The following is a 20173-nucleotide window of genomic DNA, read 5'->3' as shown; positions in this document are numbered from 1 at the left end:
CCGCCTGCTGCGGAGCGTGTCGCGACGTCACGTGGCGCTGTATGATAGGCGCCCTCTGAAGGAGCCCGATCATGCCCGAACTCACGCATTTCGACGCCGCCGGACAGGCGCACATGGTGGACGTCGGCGGCAAGCAGGAAACGAAGCGCGTCGCCATCGCGCGCGGCTCGATCCGGATGCTACCCGACACGTTCGCGCTGATCCGCGACGGCCATGCGAAGAAAGGCGACGTGATCGGCGTCGCGCGGATCGCCGCGATCCAGGGCGCGAAGCGGACTGCCGATCTGATTCCGCTTTGTCATCCGCTCGCGCTGACGCGCGTCGCCGTCGACTTCACGCTCGACGACACGCTACCCGGCGTGCACTGCACGGTGCAGGTGGAGATGTTCGGTAGAACCGGCGTCGAGATGGAAGCGCTGACTGCCGTGCAGGTCGGACTGCTGACCGTGTACGACATGTGCAAGGCGGTCGATCGGGGGATGGTCATCACCGATGTGAAGATGATGGAGAAGCATGGGGGGAAGTCGGGGGATTGGGTGGCGAGCAGCTAGGTCATTGTTTTTTTAAGTCTTAATTGGACGCTTCTTCCGCATTCGGCTTTCGACGAACGCGCGAAGACCGATAAGGCGCTTGACCTTCAGGGACGCAGAAAATCGATCTTGTCCAAATTCTGTCCAAGTTGGAGACGGAAATGGCGTCGATTCGCAAGAGAAATGACAAGTGGCAAGCGCGTGTATATCGCATCGGACACCCATTGACGGCATCCGGCACGTGGCCGGATGCGAACTTGTGCAGTCAGCATTTCATTGTTATATGCGCCAAAATCGACGCGGTGACCAGCAACCTTCGATTGTCAAAAGGTACCTGACCGTGGAACGTCGTAGCCGCCGTGATCGGGTTTGGATCGTTGGACCGACGAGTACAGGTACGCCCGTCCGCAAGAGCCACGACTATGGATTTAGCACTATATCTGGCGGCGGGTCATCGTCTTTCAGGTTCAAAGCATCCTGAACAGTCCGGAATGCTTCGATATAGAGTCCCGGATTGAACGGCCTGATAGAGCACTCTTCAGAACTGAGCGTGTTCATAAAGCCGGTTATAAACAGCGCATACTCCACGTAGCCAGGCAGTTCCGGCGTGCATTTCAATCCACTCCATTTCCCGCCGCCTTGGTGAAACCAATAGCCTTTCCCCAGCACGCATAGCACGTCGCACGGCGGAGAATCATCGTCCGTGTGCTTGAGATATCTCTCCAATTCGTCGCCGATGATGTCCGAGGAAAATGCAAGCAGAACCCTTGTAGGCATCGGACCAAACGACATCTGGCCGTTAGGTCCGGCTTTCGGATATGACCGTAGTCTTCCCAGCGCGCGGAACTTCTTGTTTGCGTCTCTGATTTCCGTAGCGGTGATGGTCGATTTGACCTCAAATACATATCGCGCGCACTCTACGGGAAACAGTCCCAATTGTCCGCTGAAGAAAACTGGCGGCGCGGTCTTTTTGTGGTAGACGACGATGTCGGCTTGGTCGGACTTATTCTGTAACGAGTCGATCACCTTACCGGTCCCGCAGCGAAAACTCTGGGTCAAAAACGGTTCAATGCAATCTTTCGCCGCCAACTCGCGTATCTCTCCGGCAAGACCGTGATGATCCGTATGGGCGGCCAGTTTGTCCGCTTGCGCCTTCGCGGCTGCGATCAAGCCAGTTATAAAGTCGAAGTGTGGGGTAGTCATCTCGTCCAAAGAACGCGGTCTCGGCTCCTGAATATACCGCGTGCGCGGCAGATCGGCAGATGCATATCTGACAGAAACACGCGGATGCGGTCAATTCGTGTGGAATAAACATAGACCAAAGCAAGTCAGTCACGCGGTGTGTGCATCTGGTCCATTGAAGGGGATTCGACCGATTTTCCGACAGACGATTCGGGTTGTTCAACATCGCGACACGGCAACGACTTCACGATCCTTATCGTTTTGCAACCGCCGGTCAGCAGCGGTCAATGAGCGGGAGTCTCCTACGAATGGCACAATCAGCAGTTCAACCATATCGAGGCACCTACGTCGTCTGCTCACTTCGATGGATCGACCGTCCCTTCCTTGCCAGTGTAGGGATTCACGTTCCCTTTCGAGGACCAGTTATCGTACTTGTTGCCGTTCGGATTGGTTTGGTGATGTCCGGCCACGTAGGTGCCGTTGCTGCGCGTGTGGCCATTGACATAGTGTTCGCCGGTGCTACTTGAATGGTAGCTGCTGTGGCTACCGCCAAATCCGCTACCTCGTGCAAATGCACTGCATGAGATTAAGCAAAAACAACAGGCAGCAATTGATTTGGCATTCATGGCGGCCCCGGTGGTTATATCGGCTTTTCTCGCCAGACTTCCTACAGGCTTTATCGCTGGCGCCTTGCGATTCTATTACCGCGCTCCGAACCAATCACCTAGCGAAAACACCGATTAAGCCGTCGGCTTGATAAAGAAAACGTCACGGATCACCTAGAAAATGGAAACCGACGTTTGCCGGTGCCAACGTGTCGAAGAAACCAGCAATGCATTCCGATCAACAAGAGGCACCTTTCAGAACGGGATTTCATCGTCGAACGCGCTGGCCTTCTTTGCGCCGGTCGAATGAAAGGTGAACTTGTCTTCATTCGACTCAATCCATTGCCAGCCTTTTTCCGTAACTTGAACGCCGGGATAGTATTCATCGGTGCGTTCGTCGCTCAACTCGACCGAATCAATGAGGCCCTTTGCTTTCAGCCGACGCAGTCCTACATTGAAGCCGAGGTTGTTCAGCCCTGCCCGTTCGCAATCACTTTTCACGGTATAGAGTGATGTCGGTAGATCGTCTTGGGCAACGTTGCTAGCGGTAACGGCAAGAACGTTCAGCTCCTGTGACGAGAGCCCGTCCACGGCAGCAACATTCGTCTGCTCCGCCATCTCTTCCAGCGTTTCGCCCTGTTCAAGCATCGCCTTCAGTCGCTCGGTCAACCGTTCTTGGAATGCTTGAAAGTCCTGCGGTGCTTCTGTCTTATACGTGACGATAGCGCGGTGCTGAATATCAAACGGGAAAGGCTTCGCGGTCTTACCCCGCTGGTCGGAACACGCCATCACAACCGGTCGCCCGGCTGCATAGGCGAACCCCAGTTCGTACCAAACATTCGGATTATCTTCCGAGATGTCGGCAAGGCAAACTGCCGCTCGCTTAATATTTTTCTCTATGGCTTCCACCAGAACCACGGCAGACGAGTCTTGGTCGACCCGATAGGCCGTCATACCCGCACCTTCGATGGCTGGCCTGTAAAGGCTGTCAAACCGCTTGTTATATGTGTCGTTGAACGGTTGAATCACAAAGCACATTGGCATGGCGTTCCCCGGAGCATTCTTGGAATGATTGCCGAGATTCTACGCCTTCGACCAACAGAAATTTGCCAGTCAGGTATCTCACTGATCGGGAAGAACAGAATGGTTTTCAAATGCGGGTGGCCCCGCCGTCGTGCCGGGGATCACGACATCAAGCGAACACGGAGGCGCATGTCAAATCCAGAGGGCTAGACGCTGACGTGTACCGCCATGTCCAGTCTTTAGAAGCTAGTCGCAGCAATTGACTGGGCAGCCGGGTGAGAAATCGATCTGACCGGACGCGGCAAACTTGCCGTTGATTTTTGCATCCACCAAGGATTGAACGTAGTCGTGCATCTCCATGCCTCCCCGTGTGAGACCGAACTGGACTGCCAGATCCTTCAATACATCTGCACGGTGCGCCGCAAGCGCGACCGCAGCCTGTTCGGTCGGCGCAGCCGTTGCGCCGATAGAGGTCCAGTGCTGAACCGGGTATCGCAGCTTCATTTCGACAGCCCATGCGGCGAGGTCTGCGATCTCCTTCATGGGAAGAGTTGCCGAGTTCACCGGAAAAAACGATACGTGGGTCTGCGTCGGCTGGTCTTGTGGCCCGGAGCACGCCGACGCCGATAGCGAGAGCATGCTCATGGCAAGCACCAGCAGTTCAAACGTGTATTTCTTCGCCATAGAGCACATACAGCGCGATGCTGTCCGCGTTACGGGTTGCGAGATCCGGATTGGAGCGCGCCCAGACTTTCATGTAGGAATTGAACCCGTACATGTTGTCCGCGCTGCCGAACGTGTCTACGAAGTGGGTCGCTTCGTGAACGATCGTCGCGAGTTTCGATTCGTTGAACATGTGGACCTCCGGCATCGTGCAAAACTTCGGGGCGATGCACATCGTATGCGTGCGCGTGTCGGGAGCGCACACGTGAGCCGCTTCTTCCTGTACGTTTTTCAAATGAGGCATGCAGCCGAGGTAGCGATCGAGTTCCGGTGACGCGCGCAGAAAGTTTTTTGGGCCAAGACCTTCGAGGACTTTTTTCAGCGCCGGTAGACCAGACATCAGTCGATCGTATATCGCCGCGTCGCTCCTGCCGAACCAGTCGGTAACCCGTGCCTGTTCCGCGATGCTCCATTGACTCAATGCGGCGAGCCTCCGACCGACCACGATTGCGGCGCAGTCCCTCAAGACGAGTACTCTCTTGCGGAATTCGGCGTCGGTCATGTTTGGACAGATCGGCGGCCCATTCATCGAAAGGAAAATGTCGACATGCGAGCCTGGTGTCGTATTCGTCTCGCCCGTCCCTACCTCGACCCACATGTGTTCGTCATCGTCCGGCATATCTGGTCCCAAGTCGCCTCTGTATGGCATGGGCCATATCTTTACCGAATCGCGTTAATCCCCGTCATGGTAAGGCGTATCCGCGCTACGCCACGAAAAGAGTAAACGAAAACCATACCTTAACCATGTGCCCAGTTAGGCCATACGCGGCCTCTGCGTCGGACAATTGACGGTCGCGACCGAACAGAGCGCGTCAAAGCACCCCCCAACCTCCCCTCACTCATCATCCCCATCATCATCGTCGTTAACATCTTTCGGCGGCGTCCCATATTTCTTCACTAGCGCCGCCTTGAAACTCCCCAGCGTTTTCTGCTCGTCGCACAGGTCGTACAGATAACTCAGCTGCGACGGCCAGTCGTGCAGCTCCTCGGCGAATATCCGCAGCCGTTCGACCGTATCGAACGCGGCATCGGTCTCGCCGTTCAATGCCTGCAGCACCGCATAGCGACGCAGCACGGTCTCGCCCGGCAGCAGCGCAATGGCCTGCCGATGCATCTCGAGCTTGTACGGCAGGTTCATCGCGTTCATCGGCAGCAGCGTCGCGTAACCGTATTCGCCCCACGCGCGGAACAGGAACGCCGGATCGTCGCGATACTGCTCCGCGGGCCGCGACCCGTAGTACAGCACCTCGGCACGCGCGTAATCGCGATACACCGGATACAGCGACGCGATCCCGCCGAGCGCAATCACGGTGTACACGCCGAACGACAGCTTGCCCGGCACGAAGCGCAGCGACTTCGTCTCCAGCAGACCGAAGACGAACATCGCCGGCAGCAGGAAGAACATGTACTGCTGCGGATATTCGACGAGCGCATGCATCACGAGCACGCCAATCAGCGCGATGCCGAACACGCGTGCAGCCGTTTGCGGCGCGCGCAGCGCGCGGATCAACCACGCGACGAGTCCGAGCAGCACGACCGCGAGGCCGATCAAACCGGTCTTCGCTAGCAGGTCGATGAAAATGTCGTGCGAGTTGTTCGCGATCTCGACGCCGCCCAGTTGTCGCACGAGGTCGAACTGATAGCGCGGGAATTCGCCCCAACCGACGCCGAGCAGCGGATGCTGCCGGAACATCGTCCAGCCGTATTTCCACAGCGCGATACGCGGCGCGATCTGGCCGGCATCCTTGAAGCGATCCGCCGCCGACTGCGCGAGATCGAGCTGATAGTGGACGTTGGCCCAGCGCACCGCCGTGTTCACCGCGACGAACAGCACGGCGAGCACGACCGGGACCAGCCACGCACGGCCACTGGTCGACGACCCTTCGTTGCGGCGCGATTCGACGAACGCCATCCAGAAGCCGGCCACCACGATCACGCCCATCTGCAGCCACGGTCCGCGCGAAACAGTCAGTGCGAGGCCGGTCGCGTACACGACGGACAGCAGCAGCCAGATCGTCACGTGCAGCCGTCGTATCTGCACGAGGAACAGCGCGCCCGCCATCGCGAACGCGATATACGTGGCCAGATGGTTCGCCTGCGCCATGTTGCCGAACGGCCTGCGGTCCGTCAGCACGTTGTACGCGACGACGAACGGCGTCACCTTCACTTCGAGGTGAAACAGCTGGATCACCTGGCAGAACACCGCAAACAGCCCGCCGACGATCAGCGCGACGGCCACGACGCGCAGCACCGTCTCCGACATCTGCGCGCGCGAAAAGCCAAATCCCGCATGCGTCGTCATGAACGCCGCGAGCAGAAAGCCGGCGCCGAGCCAGTTCATCGACGGCTGCGCGACCGGCAGCGTCAGCGATTGCAGCACCAGCAGCGCGCCGAATGCGAGCGGCACGAGCGCGACGACCGGTGATGCAAACCTGATGCGCGGCCGCGCCGTCGCGAAGAGCAGCGCGACAGCCGCGCCCGTCAGCAGGTACAGCGTCAGCGCGGTGTACTCCGCATAGAACGTCGGAATCGGATACGTATGGTTGACGACCGCGTACGGCAGGATCAACGCGACAGCCAGCAGGATGAGGGACAGGGAACGCGCGAATGGGGTGGGCATGAGTAACCGGTGGCGTCAGCAACCGGCGCACTATACAAAAAAATCCCCTCGCTGTGCGCCGGATGGCCGAAATCGATCAGATTACGCCACTGTAACCCGTGCACCGTGTTCGCTTTTCACGCGCTCCCTTCGCACACGTACTACGCACGACACTCGGGTGGCGCGAGGTTCGACGGAAGCGTCGGTGCATCGGCGGGCATCGGACCCGCGCCCGGCGCGGGCAGCGACGACGCGGTCTTGCCCGCCGTGAAGCATTCCCACGTCATCGCACCGGCCGCCATCGCGCCGCGCTTCAGTCCGACGCGCGCCGTTGGTGTGTCGGCGTTGTCGGGCACCGACGGTACGAGGGTCAGCGTATTCGCGCCCGCTGCCGAGACGCGCGGCGTGAAGGTGATCGTGATCTGGCCGCTGGCGTCGTCGACATGCAACGACTCGACGTTGCGTGTGCCCGGCGGCGACGCATACCCCGCGCCGAGCGCGTTGCCGCTGGCGGCGTTCTCGGCGACTGCGAGCCTCGCGGAGGCCGCGAGCGCGAGCCCCTCGCCCACCCGGCTGCGCGCCAGATAGTCCTGATACGCGGGGATCGCGTAAGCGGCGATCACACCGACGATCGCGAGCACGATCATCAGCTCGATCAGCGTGAAGCCGATGGTTCGGGCCGATGTAGCGATACGCGCGACACGGGTGAGCCAGCGTGTCGGTGGCGCAAGCGCCGGACACTGCAAGGAAAGAGAAACGGAAACGGTCATCGGCGGGCTCCTGAAACGAAAACGCCCGCCCCGCGATTGGGGACGGGCGCTTCGATCGTAGCGAGCCTGGAGCGGCTTGCGCAGTCGGCCGGATGGCTAAGCCAGTGGCCGTACTTGCGCTACGCGGACGCAGTCAGGTTAATGTGCATCCGGCGGCACGTGCGTCGCCGCGCGCTGCGCATTGCGACGCTTCAGCAGATAACCAAGGATCACGACGAACAGCGCGCCGGCGATTTCCATCCCGTAGATCGCGGCAGGCGCATCGAGTGCAGGCCAGCGGTCGCCGGCCGGATCGTTGATGATCAGGCCGCCCGCGATCCAGCCGAGCAGCGCGGCACCGAGCGTGACGACAATCGGGAAGCGGTCGAGCAGTTTCAGCACCAGCTGGCTGCCCCAGACGATCAACGGAATACTCACGACGAGGCCGAAGATCACGAGCGCGATGCGATGTTCCGGATCGGCCTGCTCGGCTGCGCCCGCGATCGCGATCACGTTGTCGAGGCTCATCACCGCGTCGGCGACGATGATCGTCTTGATCGCGGTGACGAGTTTGTCGGCGGGCTTGACGTTCGCGTGCGCATCCTCGGCCGGCGCTATCAGACGCACGCCGATCCACAGCAGCAAGATGCCGCCGGCGAACTTCAGCAGCGGCACGTCGAGCAGCACGACCGCGAAGGAGATCAGCGCGACGCGCAGCACGATCGCGCCGACGGTGCCCCACAGGATGCCACGCGCGCGTTGCTGTGCAGGCAGGTTGCGGCAGGCCAGCGCGATGACGACCGCGTTGTCGCCACCGAGCAGGATGTCGATCACGATGATCTGGACGACTGCGCCCCAATGGAGCGTCGCGAAAAATTCGAGCATGGCCGGAGAATAAAAGGAAGCGCTGGGCGAAGCCAATAAAAAAGCGAGGGAGCAATCGCTCGCTCCCTCGCTTTAGGACTTCGCTCTCACGAAAGGGTTTCGTAAGAGTATCAAAAATCAGCCGGCGCAGCCGGCCGATTTCGATTTACAGCATCGCCTTCAGAAGACGCGCCATTTCCGACGGGTTCTTCGTGACCTTGATGCCGCAGGCGTCCATGATTTCCAGCTTCGCTTCGGCCGTATCCGCACCGCCCGAGATCAGCGCGCCGGCGTGGCCCATGCGCTTGCCCGGAGGCGCCGTGACACCGGCGATGAAACCGACCACCGGCTTCTTCATGTTGTCCTTGATCCATTCAGCAGCGTTCGCTTCGTCCGGACCGCCGATCTCGCCGATCATGATGACGGCGTCCGTTTCCGGATCGTCGTTGAACATCTTCATCACGTCGATGTGCTTCAGACCGTTGATCGGATCGCCGCCGATCCCGACCGCCGACGACTGGCCGAGGCCGATCGCGGTCAGCTGGCCGACTGCTTCATACGTCAGCGTGCCCGAACGCGACACGACGCCGATGCGGCCCTTGCGGTGGATGTGACCCGGCATGATGCCGATCTTCAGTTCGTCCGGCGTGATCGTGCCCGGGCAGTTCGGTCCGAGCAGCAGCGTCTTGCTGTTCGCGAGACGCATCTTGCTCTTGAGCTCGATCATGTCGCGAACCGGGATGCCTTCGGTGATGCAGATCGCGAGATCGAGCTCGGCCTCGACGGCTTCCCAGATCGCGGCGGCTGCACCTGCCGGCGGCACGTAGATGACCGACACGTTTGCGCCCGTTTCGGCCTTTGCTTCGGCGACGCTCGCGTAGATCGGAATGCCTTCGAAGTCTTCGCCGGCTTTCTTCGGGTTCACGCCCGCGACGTAGGCTTCGCGGCCGTTTGCATATTCACGGCAGGCGCGCGTATGGAACTGACCGGTCTTGCCGGTGATGCCCTGCGTGATGACCTTCGTGTTTTTGTTGATCAGAATCGACATGTATTGACCTCTGTTCGTTTGGCGTCGCGCGCGGCACGGCGAAGCTGCTCGCCGGCGCCGCGTTCGCACCGCCACTCGTAATCCGGTGATAGGCGCCGGGCCGGTTAAGCCTTGCCCGAAGCAGCCGCGACGACCTTCTGCGCAGCCTCTTCCATGCTGTCCGCCGCGATGATCGGCAGACCGGAATCGGCGAGCATCTTCTTGCCCAGGTCTTCGTTCGTGCCCTTCATGCGGACAACGAGCGGCACCTTCAGCGACACCGCCTTCGATGCGGCGATCACGCCTTCCGCGATCACGTCGCAGCGCATGATGCCGCCGAAGATGTTCACGAGAATCGCCGTCAGATTCGGATTCTTCAGCATGATCTTGAACGCTTCGGTGACCTTCTCTGTCGTCGCACCACCGCCGACGTCGAGGAAGTTCGCCGGTTCGCCGCCGAACAGCTTGATCGTGTCCATCGTCGCCATCGCGAGGCCTGCGCCGTTCACGAGGCAGCCGATGTTGCCGTCGAGCGAGATGTACGCGAGGTCGAACTTCGACGCTTCGACTTCAGCCGGATCTTCTTCGTCGATATCGCGATACGCGACGATTTCCGGGTGACGGAACAGCGCGTTCGCATCGAAGTTGAACTTCGCGTCGAGTGCGATCACCTTGCCGTCGCCGGTCAGGATCAGCGGGTTGATTTCGGCGAGCGATGCGTCGGTGTCCCAGAATGCCTTGTACAGGCCGTGCAGGATCGCGCGCGCTTGCGGCAGCGAAGCGGCGGGCACGCCGATCTTCGTGGCCAGCTCGTCGGCTTCGGCGTCTTTCAGACCGGTCGACGGATCGACTGCGATCTTGTGGATCAGCTCGGGCGTCTTTTCAGCGACTTCCTCGACGTCCATGCCGCCTTCGCTCGATGCCATCACGACGATCTTCTGCGACACGCGATCGATCACGAGGCCGACGTACAGTTCCTTCTTGATGTCGGCGCCTTCTTCGATCAGCAGGCGATTGACCTTCTGGCCTTCCGGACCGGTCTGGTGCGTGACGAGTTGCATGCCGAGGATCTGGTTCGAGTACTCGCGAACCTGGTCCAGCGACTTCGCGACCTTCACGCCGCCACCCTTGCCACGGCCACCCGCGTGGATCTGAGCCTTCACGACCCAGACCGGGCCGCCCAGCTCTTCAGCGGCCTTGACCGCGTCATCCACCGTGAAGACCGGCGTGCCGCGCGGTACCGCGACACCGAATTTCCGCAGGATTTCCTTACCCTGGTACTCGTGAATCTTCATGCCTGATTCCCTTCAGTCTGAGAGTTGGATTGAACTTGGTTTCCGCTGGAGTCGTCGGGCTCGCCCGCTGCGCCCGCCTTCTCGACGGAACGCGGCGCGTGGCCGTACCAGCGCGGATAAAACTGTCGAACAGCCTCTCCATTGAATCGCAGCGCGTGGCAGCGACCCAGCTGGAAAGGCGGTTGGTCGGTCCGGGGGTCGGCGTTTGCGCCTGCGCGTTGATTAGCGCTTGCGGTCGCGTCATCGGATGTGGTGCCTGCCGTTCGGCTCCCACCGGGCCCGCCGCTGCCGGTGTTCCATACGTCGCCGGCGAACGCCTGGATCGCGGCGGTCGGCAGGACGGCACACAGCTCGGTAAGATGCGTGCAGCCGCCGATGCCGCCGAGCAGGCGCGCGGTATCGCGTCGGAAGTTATTGAGCAGATTGAGGCCGATGAGGGAACGGTAGGCGGGATTGGAAGCTTCGCATTGACCGGGATACGGCACCCAGTCGGACGACGCTTCGGCGTCGACGACATTGAGCTTGCGATCGATCGTGATGCGGAGCCAGAGTTCATGGATCGGCAGGCCGTTGGGCCGGACACCCGACGCAAGCGCCACATCGCGTGGCTTCTGGTCGGTCAGGCACGCCTCGATATCCCACAGGCCATCGGTTCGCTCATAGGCTTCCGCGTGGATCGCGCGACGATGGCGCAACTGGCGGGAGACGGGCGGGGAAAGCGGCATGTGAGACGGAAGGCCGGATTGGAAAACCGCCTGATTTTAGCATACCGAGTATTTGAGACAGTCCGGAGTCAGCCATGGACGCCGCGGTGCAGCATGTGTCCGGACGCATGCCGCGCCGTGGGTTTTTCATGCTGCCGGGGCGGTCACGAATCTGTGGGCGGCGTTGTTATGGCCGGCACGATGCACGCCGCGTCTGGTCGCCGCCCTACTCGTCTTCGATACCCTTCAGTATCTTGCCGATGACTCCCTGCGAAAACCCGCGGGCCATGAGAAAGCGCGCCTGCCTCGCACGTTCGGCCTGAGTCTGCGGAAGCTCGCCGTACTTCTTGCGCCAGACCGCCTGGGCGCGGGCAAGCTCGGTCTCGCGCAGCTGCGCGCCGGTCTCTTCGATCAACGTCCGGCTGACTGCATGACGCTTCAGCTCACCGACGATCCGGCTTGTACCGAGACGCGACGCCCGCCGATGAATGAGGCTTTCGGCAAACCGCGAATCGGACAACCAGCCTTCGCGCTCGAGGGTATCCAGCAGCGCTTCGAGTGGGTTCGCTTCATCGGCGAACGGCATCAGCTTGCGGGACAGTTCGGCACGGCTGTATTCGCGACGGGAGAGATAGCCGAGTGCGCGGCCTTTCAGCGAGCGGCCGGGGCGCCTGGAACGGGAGGTGTCTTCGGTGGAGGAATCGGATTTTTCCGCGGAGGCTGATTCGTCGCGGGTGCGGCGTGAGCGGCTATAAACCGCTTCTGTCGATGCTTCCGATGAAGCGCCGTCCGGTTTGTTCGCGAACGTGCTGTCGCCGCTGCTACGAAAGGAGGACTCGCTGCGAGAAAACCGGTCGCGACTGGAAGTGATGCCGGCTGCACGATCGTGCTCGTCGAACGATTCGAATGGATCGAAGGAGTCTGCGGCATTCGTGGGGTTAGTGACCTGCTTCGGCGTCGACGAAGAATCGCCGCCGGCCGGGCCGCCCGCATCCCGTTTGACATTGGACACGGGCCGACCCTTGCGTATCACGCGGGGATTACTCCTCTTCGCCCGCGACTTCAGCGGCGCCGACCGCCGCATCGCCCGGCATTGCGTTCACGCCCATCGATTCGCGAACGCGGTTTTCGATCTCGAGCGCGATATCCGGATTTTCACGCAGGAATTCGCGCGCGTTGTCCTTGCCCTGACCGATCCGCTCGCCGTTGTAGCTGTACCAGGCACCGGCCTTGTCGACGATCTTGGCTTGCACGCCGAGGTCGATGACTTCGCCCTGACGCGAGATGCCTTCGCCGTAGAGGATGTCGAAAATCGCTTCGCGGAACGGCGGCGCGACCTTGTTCTTCACGACCTTCACGCGGGTCTCGTTGCCGATCACTTCGTCGTTCTTCTTGATCGAACCGATACGGCGGATGTCCAGACGCACCGATGCGTAGAACTTGAGCGCGTTACCGCCGGTGGTAGTTTCCGGGTTGCCGAACATCACGCCGATCTTCATCCGGATCTGGTTGATGAAGATCACGAGGCAGTTTGTCCGCTTGATCGTGCCGGTGAGCTTGCGCAGCGCCTGCGACATCAGCCGCGCCTGCAGACCCGGCAGCGAGTCGCCCATTTCACCTTCGATTTCGGCCTTCGGCACGAGTGCCGCGACCGAGTCGATCACGATCATGTCGATCGAACCCGAGCGCACCAGCGCGTCCGCGATTTCGAGCGCCTGCTCGCCGGTGTCCGGCTGCGACACGAGCAGATCCGACACGTTCACGCCGAGCTTGCCTGCGTACTGGATGTCAAGCGCATGTTCCGCGTCGATGAATGCAGCGGTGCCGCCGATCTTCTGCATTTCCGCGATGACCTGCAGCGTCAGCGTGGTCTTACCCGACGATTCCGGCCCGTAGATTTCGACCACCCGGCCGCGCGGCAAACCACCGACGCCCAGCGCGATGTCGAGACCCAGCGAACCCGTGGACACCACCTGGATGTCCTCGACCGCCTCCCCTGCTCCGAGACGCATGACCGCCCCCTTGCCGAACTGCTTTTCGATCTGCGCGAGTGCGGCGGCAAGCGCCTTGCTCTTCTCAGCAGTCAGTCCAGCCGCGCCTTTCTTGCTTTCTTCCATGAATCGTCCTTTGCTATGATGAACGGCGTCTGAGGCGGTTGAGCAGCCTATTTCATCAAGCTGCGCACCAAACGCAGGTACTGTATAAAAAAACAGTAGTTTTAGCAAGCCCGGAATGCGGGTTTCGCCATCACTACCCACAAATTTCTGGAGACCGCTGCGCGCCGGGCGAACCCGCGGTGCCGGCAATGTCAGGCTGGGCGCACCATGCGAATTCTGATTGCCGAAGACGACAGCATACTCGCGGACGGTCTCGTCCGATCACTCCGCCAATCGGCCTATGCCGTCGACCACGTGAAGAACGGCATCGACGCGGATACCGCGCTGTCGATGCAAAATTTCGACCTGCTGATCCTCGATCTGGGCCTGCCGCGCATGTCCGGGCTGGAGGTGCTGCGCCGCCTGCGCGCGCGCAACTCGACCCTGCCGGTACTGATCCTCACCGCCGCCGACGGCGTCGACGAACGCGTGAAGGGCCTCGACTTCGGCGCCGACGACTACATGGCGAAACCGTTTGCGCTCAACGAACTCGAGGCGCGCGTGCGCGCGCTGACGCGGCGCGGCGCGGGCGGCGGCCCGACCGTGGTGCGGCACGGTGCGCTGTCGTTCGATCAGGTCGGCCGCATCGCGTGCATCAACGAACAGGTGATCGACCTGTCGGCACGCGAACTCGGGCTGCTCGAAGTGCTGCTGCAGCGGATCGGCCGGCTCGTGTCGAAAGAGCAGCTCGTCGATCACCTGTGCGAGTGGGGCGAAGAGGTCAGCAACAACGCGATCGAAGTCTACGTGCACCGGCTGCGCAAGAAGCTCGAACCGGGCGGCGTGCGCATCGCGACGGTACGCGGACTCGGCTACTGCCTCGAAAAGACCTCGCCTGCAAACGATGCCGTGCGCCCACCCGCAGCGTCGGCGGCACCGGCTTCGGGCGGCATGCCCGCAAGCCACCACTACAAATAGACGGCGACGTCTCCCATGCCTGTCCGCGCTGAACCTGCCGCCAGGCCGGCTGATTTCGACGCGGCCCGCGACGCCAGCTACGAGAATCCGTTCGCCCCTCCCGACGAAACCGAAGCTGCCGCCGAAGCGCGCCCGCGCTCGCTGTTCGGTGAGATTCTCGACTGGATGCTGGCCCCGCTGCTACTGCTGTGGCCGATGAGCATCGCGGTCACGTATCTGGTCGCGAAGTCGATCGCCAACGGACCGTTCGATCGTGCGCTCGAAACCGACGCCTATGTGCTCGCCCGGCAGATCCACCCGGTGAACGGCGTCGCCGAACTGTCGCTGGCCGATTCGACGCTCGATTTCCTGCGCGCGGACAACATAGACAGCGTGTTCTTCCAGGTGCTCGGCACGCGCGGCGAACTGGTCGGCGGCGACCGCGACATGCCGCTGCCGCATGAGGAGGACCGTCCGCAGCCGGGCATCGTCGAGTTTCGCGACGACGTGCTGCGCGGCAACGACATTCGCGTCGCGTATACGACCGTCGAGTTTCCACAGACGCCCGGCGCGCAGGCCGTGCTCGTGCAGGTCGGCGAGACACTCGACAAGCGCAGCCAGCTCGCAAACGACATCATCAAAGGCGTGATCCTGCCGCAGTTCGTGATCCTGCCGCTCGCGATCCTGCTGGTGTGGTTCGGGCTGTCGCGCGGACTCGCGCCGCTGCACGCGCTGCAGTCGCACATCCGCGCGCGCCGCCCCGATGACCTGTCGCCGCTCGAAGCGCGCCGAGCGCCGCCGGAAATCGAGCCGCTCGTCACGTCGTTCAACGATCTGCTGACGCGCCTCGAGCAGAACATGGAACTGCAGAAGCGCTTCATCGCCGACGCCGCGCATCAGATGAAAACACCGCTTGCGGGGCTGCGCACCCAGGCCGAGCTGGCGCTCCGGCAGGACGCGCCCGCTGAGGTGCATCGGTCGCTCGAACAGATCGCGACGAGTTCCGAGCACGCGGCGCGGCTCGTCACGCAGCTGCTCGCGCTTGCGCGCGCGGAAAACCGGATGTCCGGGCAGATCTTCGCGCGGGTCGCGGTGAACGACGTCGCGCGGCACGCGGTGCGCGACTGGGTGCAGCCTGCGCTCGCGAAGCAGATGGATCTGGGCTACGAAGGTCCGGACGAAGCGGTCGACGTCGAAGGCAATCTCGTGATGCTGCGCGAAATGCTGTCGAACCTGATCGACAACGCGATCCGCTACACGCCGGCCGGCGGTCGCATCACGGTACGCGTGAAGCCCGAGCCCCCGGCGAGCCTGGTGCACGTGGAGGTCGAGGACACCGGCATCGGCATTCCGTCCGCGGAACGCGAGCGGGTGGTCGAGCGGTTCTACCGGATTCTCGGACGCGACGGCGACGGCAGCGGACTTGGTCTCGCGATCGTCCGGGAGATCGCGACCATGCACGGCGGCACGCTCGCGATCGAAGATCACGTGTATCAAACGTCGCCGCGCCTCGCCGGCACACTGGTGCGTGTCAGCTTGCGAACGCTGGAACCGGCACGGGACTTACCCTGATACACGACCGCCGGCGCCTTCGTCGCGCAGCGCGCCGTCGCGACATTTCGCCGGAATACCTGATGATTCATCGCCCGATCGCGAGAAATAAAAGAATTTAGCGAAGTCCGCCTATCCCGGTCACGCTTTAAATTTCGAGATAGCGCGTCAGTAGGCCGTAAGTTTCTGCTCCAATAATCCGTGCACGGACGTGCTGTCCAGGCACGCCGGCATGCATATCAAAATGGAGACGACACATGGCTACCGTTGGCGGGCAAATCGCACACGCGCCGATGACGCACGATGAGAAGCGGGTGATCTTCGCATCGTCGCTAGGCACCGTTTTCGAGTGGTACGACTTCTATCTGGCCGGCTCGCTTGCGGCCTACATCAGCAAGAGCTTTTTCTCCGGGGTCAATCCCACCGCTGCGTTCATTTTCACGCTGCTCGGCTTCGCAGCCGGCTTCGCCGTACGGCCGTTCGGCGCGATCGTGTTCGGCCGGCTCGGCGACATGGTCGGGCGCAAGTACACCTTCCTCGTCACGATCGTGATCATGGGCCTGTCGACCTTCGTGGTCGGCTTCCTGCCCGGCTACGCGACGATCGGCATTGCGTCTCCGGTGATCTTCATCGCGATGCGGCTGCTGCAGGGTCTCGCGCTCGGCGGCGAATACGGCGGCGCCGCGACCTACGTCGCCGAACACGCGCCCGCGAACCGTCGCGGCTTCTACACATCGTGGATCCAGACGACGGCGACGCTCGGTCTGTTCCTGTCGCTGCTCGTGATCCTCGGCGTGCGTAGCGCGCTCGGCGAAGATACGTTCGGTTCGTGGGGCTGGCGGATCCCGTTCATCGCATCGATCATCCTGCTGGCCGTGTCCGTGTGGATCCGGATGCAATTGAACGAATCGCCGGTGTTCGCGCGGATCAAGGCGGAAGGCAAGACGTCGAAGGCGCCGCTGACCGAAGCGTTCGGTCAATGGAAGAACCTGAAGGTCGTGATCATTGCGCTGGTCGGGCTGACCGCGGGCCAGGCCGTCGTCTGGTACACGGGCCAGTTCTATGCGCTGTTCTTCCTGACGCAAACGCTGAAGGTCGACGGCACCAGCGCGAACATCCTGATTGCACTGGGCCTGCTGATCGGCACGCCGTTTTTCGTGTTCTTCGGCTCGCTGTCGGACCGGATCGGCCGCAAGCCGATCATCATGGCTGGCTGCCTGATCGCGGCGCTCACGTACTTCCCGCTGTTCAAGGCGCTCACGCACTACGCGAACCCGGCCCTCGAGGCCGCGACGCAGAAGTCGCCGATCGTCGTGATCGCGGATCCGGCGGAGTGCTCGTTCCAGTTCAACCCGGTCGGTACGGCGAAATTCACGTCGTCGTGCGATATCGCGAAGGGCGCGCTGTCGAAGGCCGGCCTGAACTATGAGAACGTCGCGGCTCCTGCCGGCACTCTCGCGGAGATCAAGGTGGGCGATACGGTCGTCAACACCTTCGACGGCAAGGCCGCCGACGCGAAGGACCAGGTCAAGGCATTCGACAAAACGCTCAGCACGACGCTGAAAACGGCCGGCTATCCCGCGAAGGCCGACCCGGCGCAGCTGAACTGGCCAATGACCGTGGTGATCCTGACCATCCTCGTGATTTTCGTGACGATGGTGTACGGACCAATAGCCGCGATGCTGGTGGAAATGTTCCCGACGCGGATCCGCTATACGTCGATGTCGCTGCCTTATCACATCGGCAACGGCTGGTTCGGCGGCTTCCTGCCGGCGACCGCGTTCGCGATCGTCGCGGCGAAGGGCAACATCTACTCGGGGTTGTGGTATCCGGTCGTGATCGCGCTGGCGACTTTCGTGATCGGCATGTTGTTCGTGAAGGAGACCAAGGACTCCAACATCTACGCCAGCGACTGACGTCGCGGCCGTGGACGATACACGGAGTCCAGCAATGTGACGGCCAGGGGTTGACAGCCCCTGGCGTCATCTTCATAATCTGCCCTCTTTGGCGAATTAGCTCAGCCGGTTAGAGCGACGGAATCATAATCCGCAGGTCCGGGGTTCGAATCCCTGATTCGCCACCAGTCTTATCAAAGGGTTACAGGTCTCTGGCTTGTAACCCTTTGTCCGTTTACGGCTCCATGCAACTGGGTTCAATCAACCTTGGGGCCTCCCGCATCAGGAGCGAACGAAAGCCACGAGAGGCGCAATATCGCCGCGGTCGGCAGCCTGAAGTGCGGCGATGTACATGCGCCGGGTTTCCCCATCGGCGACCAGGTTTCTGCCGCTTCCCCAGGTGAACGTCTCAAGTCCGCACTGTTTCAGCAGACAGTCCGCCATCTGGCGCGAATGCCTGCCATTGCCATTGGGGAAAGGGTGAATCGAAACGATCTGGTGATGGAACCGCGTGGCAATCTCCGCAACAGGAAACGTATTCTCGTTGAGCCAGTATTGCGCATTGCCGAGGAGTTGGCGGAGCCTCATGGGCACCTGGGTCCAGTCGCAGCCGATGTTCTTGTCCGATCTCCTGAACTGACCAGCCCATTTCCAGGTGTCGCCGAACATTCTCCGATGCAGTTCCCGGCAGAAATCTTCATTCAGGACATCTCGACTGCGCTGCGTGTCCAGCCATCGCATCGCGCCCAGAATGTTTTCGGCCTCCCACTCGTCGAGTTGTCCCTGCGTCGAAATGTGCCGCGGCTTCAGACCTGCCCGCTCGTCCGGATCAAGCGGCGTCTGGCCTGTGCCATAAGCGATGTCTAGCGCCATAGACGAGACCACGGCCCTGATAGCAACGCCTGCCGGCGCTCGAAAATCTTCCGCTTAACGAACTCGCCCGGTGGCTCCTGGTCCTCCAGACTCATGGTATGCGCAACGCCCATGACCTCGCTTCGCGCTATCCATTCGGCGCGCTCCTCGACCACTTCATGTAACGGCTTGCGCGGGACTAGCGCATAGACTACTTCGCAGTCGAGGCCGGCAGCGAGTTTGCGCAACTGGGCGAGGCTGATCCGGCCGTCCACCTCGGCCGACTCGGACTTATGAAGCGTCGCACTCGTGATACCAAGCATGCCAGCCTGGACACGCAGGGAGCGTCCAAGCGACTCGCGGATCGCGCGAAGCCAACCACCCGGCGGGACCGTCCCGTTTCTCAGAATCGAGTAGGGCGCAAGCGCGCGCTCGGTCTGTTCCAATCGAAGTCGGTTTAGGCCTGGTAATCTCATTTGTATGCCTTTAGGCTAGTGCAAACGATCGATATGTCACCTTAAAGGCTATCAATTTCAAAATATCCGATAGCCTTCAGGCATACAAATAATCTCATACTGACAGTCTATAAGCTATCAAATATTCGCGATATGTATGCCTGTAAGCTATCAATATGCCGATATTTGAGTCCCTGTAGGCTTACAATTAGATGCAGTCTCGCTGGCTGTATGCGAAATTCAGGCGCGCTGACTTCGTGTCGCCCAATCGTGTGGGTGCGCAGCACTCCCGTTGCCGCGCCCACCTCTTCCCCGCTATAGTCACACGCAACATCACCACCCCCGGTCCAGCTTAAGAGGTTGTCGGCATGCAAAATGTTAGACGCCTCTACCTTCATCGAAGGGCGGCTGCTCGGCGCCGGTCTGTTTACGTCGGTCGGTCCTAAAGACGCTTTCGTCATCAAGCGCTCGCTCACGAGCCATCATCTTTTTCCCATTGCCATCGTCTGCGCAGGCAGCGACGCGCTGCTGATCGCACTCGGCGCAGGCGGCTTCGCCGCGTTCCTTGCCCGCATGCCGACGCTGTCCGCGATCGCGATGTGGGCAGGCATCGCGTATCTCGCTGGCTATGGGCTGCTCGCATTGCGTGCGGCCGTGCGCGGCACGCAACATGCGGACATCGCTCGAACAGCAACCAATCATTCGCTCGCGCACACGTTGCTCGCGACCGCGGCCGTCTCGCTGCTCAATCCGTATGCGTGGATCGATACGGTGCTCGTCGTCGGCTCACTCACGGCGAATCGAGCCGCCGGATTGCGCTGGCCATTCGCGCTGGGCGCGATCACGGCGTCGCTCGCGTGGTTCCTGTGCCTCACGTACGGTTCGCGCGCCTGCCGCGCGCTCTTTGCACGCGCGTCCGCGTGGCGCGCACTCGATGCGTTCGTCGCGATCATGATGCTCGGCGTCGCCACGCATCTGGTTGCGGAAAACCTCTAGCAGCAAGCGATTTTCAGCAGTGCCGCACGTCGTAACATCACGGCGAGAAAAAGCACCCATCGTGCATAAC

General features: G+C 61.4%; 20 protein-coding genes and 1 tRNA gene. 6 read left to right on the top strand and 15 right to left on the bottom strand.

What is annotated here, in order from left to right; translation table 11 throughout:
• Positions 1–71 precede the first annotated feature (71 nt).
• Positions 72–551, top strand: a complete 480-nt coding sequence (gene moaC / locus ACREXZ_RS18300; protein ID WP_431765519.1) for a cyclic pyranopterin monophosphate synthase MoaC — start codon at positions 72–74, stop codon at positions 549–551.
• Positions 552–950: 399 nt separating this feature from the next.
• Here moaC and ACREXZ_RS18295 read toward each other — a convergent pair whose 3' ends face one another.
• From ACREXZ_RS18295 to recA, 13 genes are all read right to left on the bottom strand, one after another.
• Complete coding sequence (locus tag ACREXZ_RS18295) at positions 951–1733, bottom strand: DUF6602 domain-containing protein (protein ID WP_431765518.1); 783 nt, start codon at positions 1731–1733, stop codon at positions 951–953.
• A 335-nt stretch (positions 1734–2068) separates the two neighbouring features.
• Positions 2069–2338: a hypothetical protein gene (locus ACREXZ_RS18290; RefSeq protein WP_431765517.1), complete on the bottom strand. Its 270-nt coding sequence runs from the start codon at positions 2336–2338 to the stop codon at positions 2069–2071.
• Positions 2339–2572: 234 nt separating this feature from the next.
• Positions 2573–3346: a hypothetical protein gene (locus tag ACREXZ_RS18285; protein WP_431765516.1), complete on the bottom strand. Its 774-nt coding sequence runs from the start codon at positions 3344–3346 to the stop codon at positions 2573–2575.
• Between the two features lie 240 nt (positions 3347–3586).
• Positions 3587–4024 (bottom strand): hypothetical protein, encoded by a 438-nt coding sequence (locus ACREXZ_RS18280; RefSeq protein ID WP_431765515.1) that lies wholly within the window; start codon positions 4022–4024, stop codon positions 3587–3589.
• Positions 4002–4682, bottom strand: coding sequence for a M35 family metallo-endopeptidase (locus tag ACREXZ_RS18275; protein ID WP_431765514.1), 681 nt, complete (start codon positions 4680–4682; stop codon positions 4002–4004). Before ACREXZ_RS18275 ends, ACREXZ_RS18280 begins: the two co-directional genes overlap by 23 nt.
• A gap of 216 nt (positions 4683–4898) precedes the next feature.
• The gene (locus ACREXZ_RS18270; protein ID WP_431765513.1) at positions 4899–6683 is read right to left on the bottom strand and encodes a PglL family O-oligosaccharyltransferase; all 1785 of its coding nucleotides are present in this window, start codon (positions 6681–6683) and stop codon (positions 4899–4901) included.
• Positions 6684–6823: 140 nt separating this feature from the next.
• Positions 6824–7432 (bottom strand): pilin, encoded by a 609-nt coding sequence (locus ACREXZ_RS18265; protein ID WP_431765512.1) that lies wholly within the window; start codon positions 7430–7432, stop codon positions 6824–6826.
• Positions 7433–7570: 138 nt separating this feature from the next.
• On the bottom strand, positions 7571–8296 hold the full coding sequence (locus tag ACREXZ_RS18260) for a TerC family protein (RefSeq protein ID WP_431765511.1): 726 nt from the start codon (positions 8294–8296) through the stop codon (positions 7571–7573).
• Between the two features lie 145 nt (positions 8297–8441).
• Complete coding sequence (sucD, locus tag ACREXZ_RS18255; protein WP_431765510.1) at positions 8442–9323, bottom strand: succinate--CoA ligase subunit alpha; 882 nt, start codon at positions 9321–9323, stop codon at positions 8442–8444.
• A gap of 104 nt (positions 9324–9427) precedes the next feature.
• Entirely contained in the window at positions 9428–10597 is a 1170-nt protein-coding gene (sucC, locus tag ACREXZ_RS18250; protein WP_431765509.1) for an ADP-forming succinate--CoA ligase subunit beta, read from the bottom strand.
• Positions 10594–11322, bottom strand: coding sequence for a DUF2889 domain-containing protein (locus ACREXZ_RS18245; protein ID WP_431765508.1), 729 nt, complete (start codon positions 11320–11322; stop codon positions 10594–10596). The genes sucC and ACREXZ_RS18245 overlap by 4 nt, the downstream gene beginning before the upstream one ends.
• A 205-nt stretch (positions 11323–11527) precedes the next feature.
• Positions 11528–12385 (bottom strand): recombination regulator RecX, encoded by an 858-nt coding sequence (gene recX, locus ACREXZ_RS18240; protein WP_431765507.1) that lies wholly within the window; start codon positions 12383–12385, stop codon positions 11528–11530.
• On the bottom strand, positions 12342–13418 hold the full coding sequence (gene recA, locus ACREXZ_RS18235) for a recombinase RecA (protein WP_431765506.1): 1077 nt from the start codon (positions 13416–13418) through the stop codon (positions 12342–12344). Before recA ends, recX begins: the two co-directional genes overlap by 44 nt.
• A 207-nt stretch (positions 13419–13625) precedes the next feature.
• Between recA and ACREXZ_RS18230 the strand changes: the two genes are divergently transcribed.
• From ACREXZ_RS18230 to ACREXZ_RS18215, 4 genes are all read left to right on the top strand, one after another.
• Positions 13626–14375, top strand: a complete 750-nt coding sequence (locus ACREXZ_RS18230) for a response regulator (RefSeq protein ID WP_431765505.1) — start codon at positions 13626–13628, stop codon at positions 14373–14375.
• Between the two features lie 15 nt (positions 14376–14390).
• Positions 14391–15926: a sensor histidine kinase N-terminal domain-containing protein gene (locus ACREXZ_RS18225; protein ID WP_431765504.1), complete on the top strand. Its 1536-nt coding sequence runs from the start codon at positions 14391–14393 to the stop codon at positions 15924–15926.
• Positions 15927–16162: 236 nt separating this feature from the next.
• Positions 16163–17821: an MFS transporter gene (locus ACREXZ_RS18220; RefSeq protein ID WP_431765503.1), complete on the top strand. Its 1659-nt coding sequence runs from the start codon at positions 16163–16165 to the stop codon at positions 17819–17821.
• A gap of 90 nt (positions 17822–17911) precedes the next feature.
• Positions 17912–17988: transfer RNA gene (locus tag ACREXZ_RS18215), tRNA-Met, on the top strand.
• A gap of 94 nt (positions 17989–18082) precedes the next feature.
• On the opposite strand, the gene ACREXZ_RS18210 is transcribed toward ACREXZ_RS18215, so the two are convergent.
• Entirely contained in the window at positions 18083–18673 is a 591-nt protein-coding gene (locus ACREXZ_RS18210) for a mobile mystery protein B (RefSeq protein ID WP_431765502.1), read from the bottom strand.
• The gene (locus tag ACREXZ_RS18205; RefSeq protein WP_431765501.1) at positions 18664–19098 is read right to left on the bottom strand and encodes a transcriptional regulator; all 435 of its coding nucleotides are present in this window, start codon (positions 19096–19098) and stop codon (positions 18664–18666) included. Before ACREXZ_RS18205 ends, ACREXZ_RS18210 begins: the two co-directional genes overlap by 10 nt.
• A 384-nt stretch (positions 19099–19482) precedes the next feature.
• On the opposite strand from ACREXZ_RS18205, the gene ACREXZ_RS18200 reads away from it, so the two are divergent.
• Positions 19483–20103 carry a LysE/ArgO family amino acid transporter gene (locus tag ACREXZ_RS18200; RefSeq protein ID WP_431765500.1) on the top strand — a complete coding sequence of 207 codons (621 nt, stop codon included), beginning with the start codon at positions 19483–19485 and terminating at the stop codon, positions 20101–20103.
• The last annotated feature ends 70 nt before the right edge of the window (positions 20104–20173 follow it).

The organism is Paraburkholderia sp., from assembly GCF_050742655.1.
Lineage (GTDB): Bacteria > Pseudomonadota > Gammaproteobacteria > Burkholderiales > Burkholderiaceae > Paraburkholderia.
This window is presented reverse-complemented; position numbering and strand designations above follow the sequence as displayed.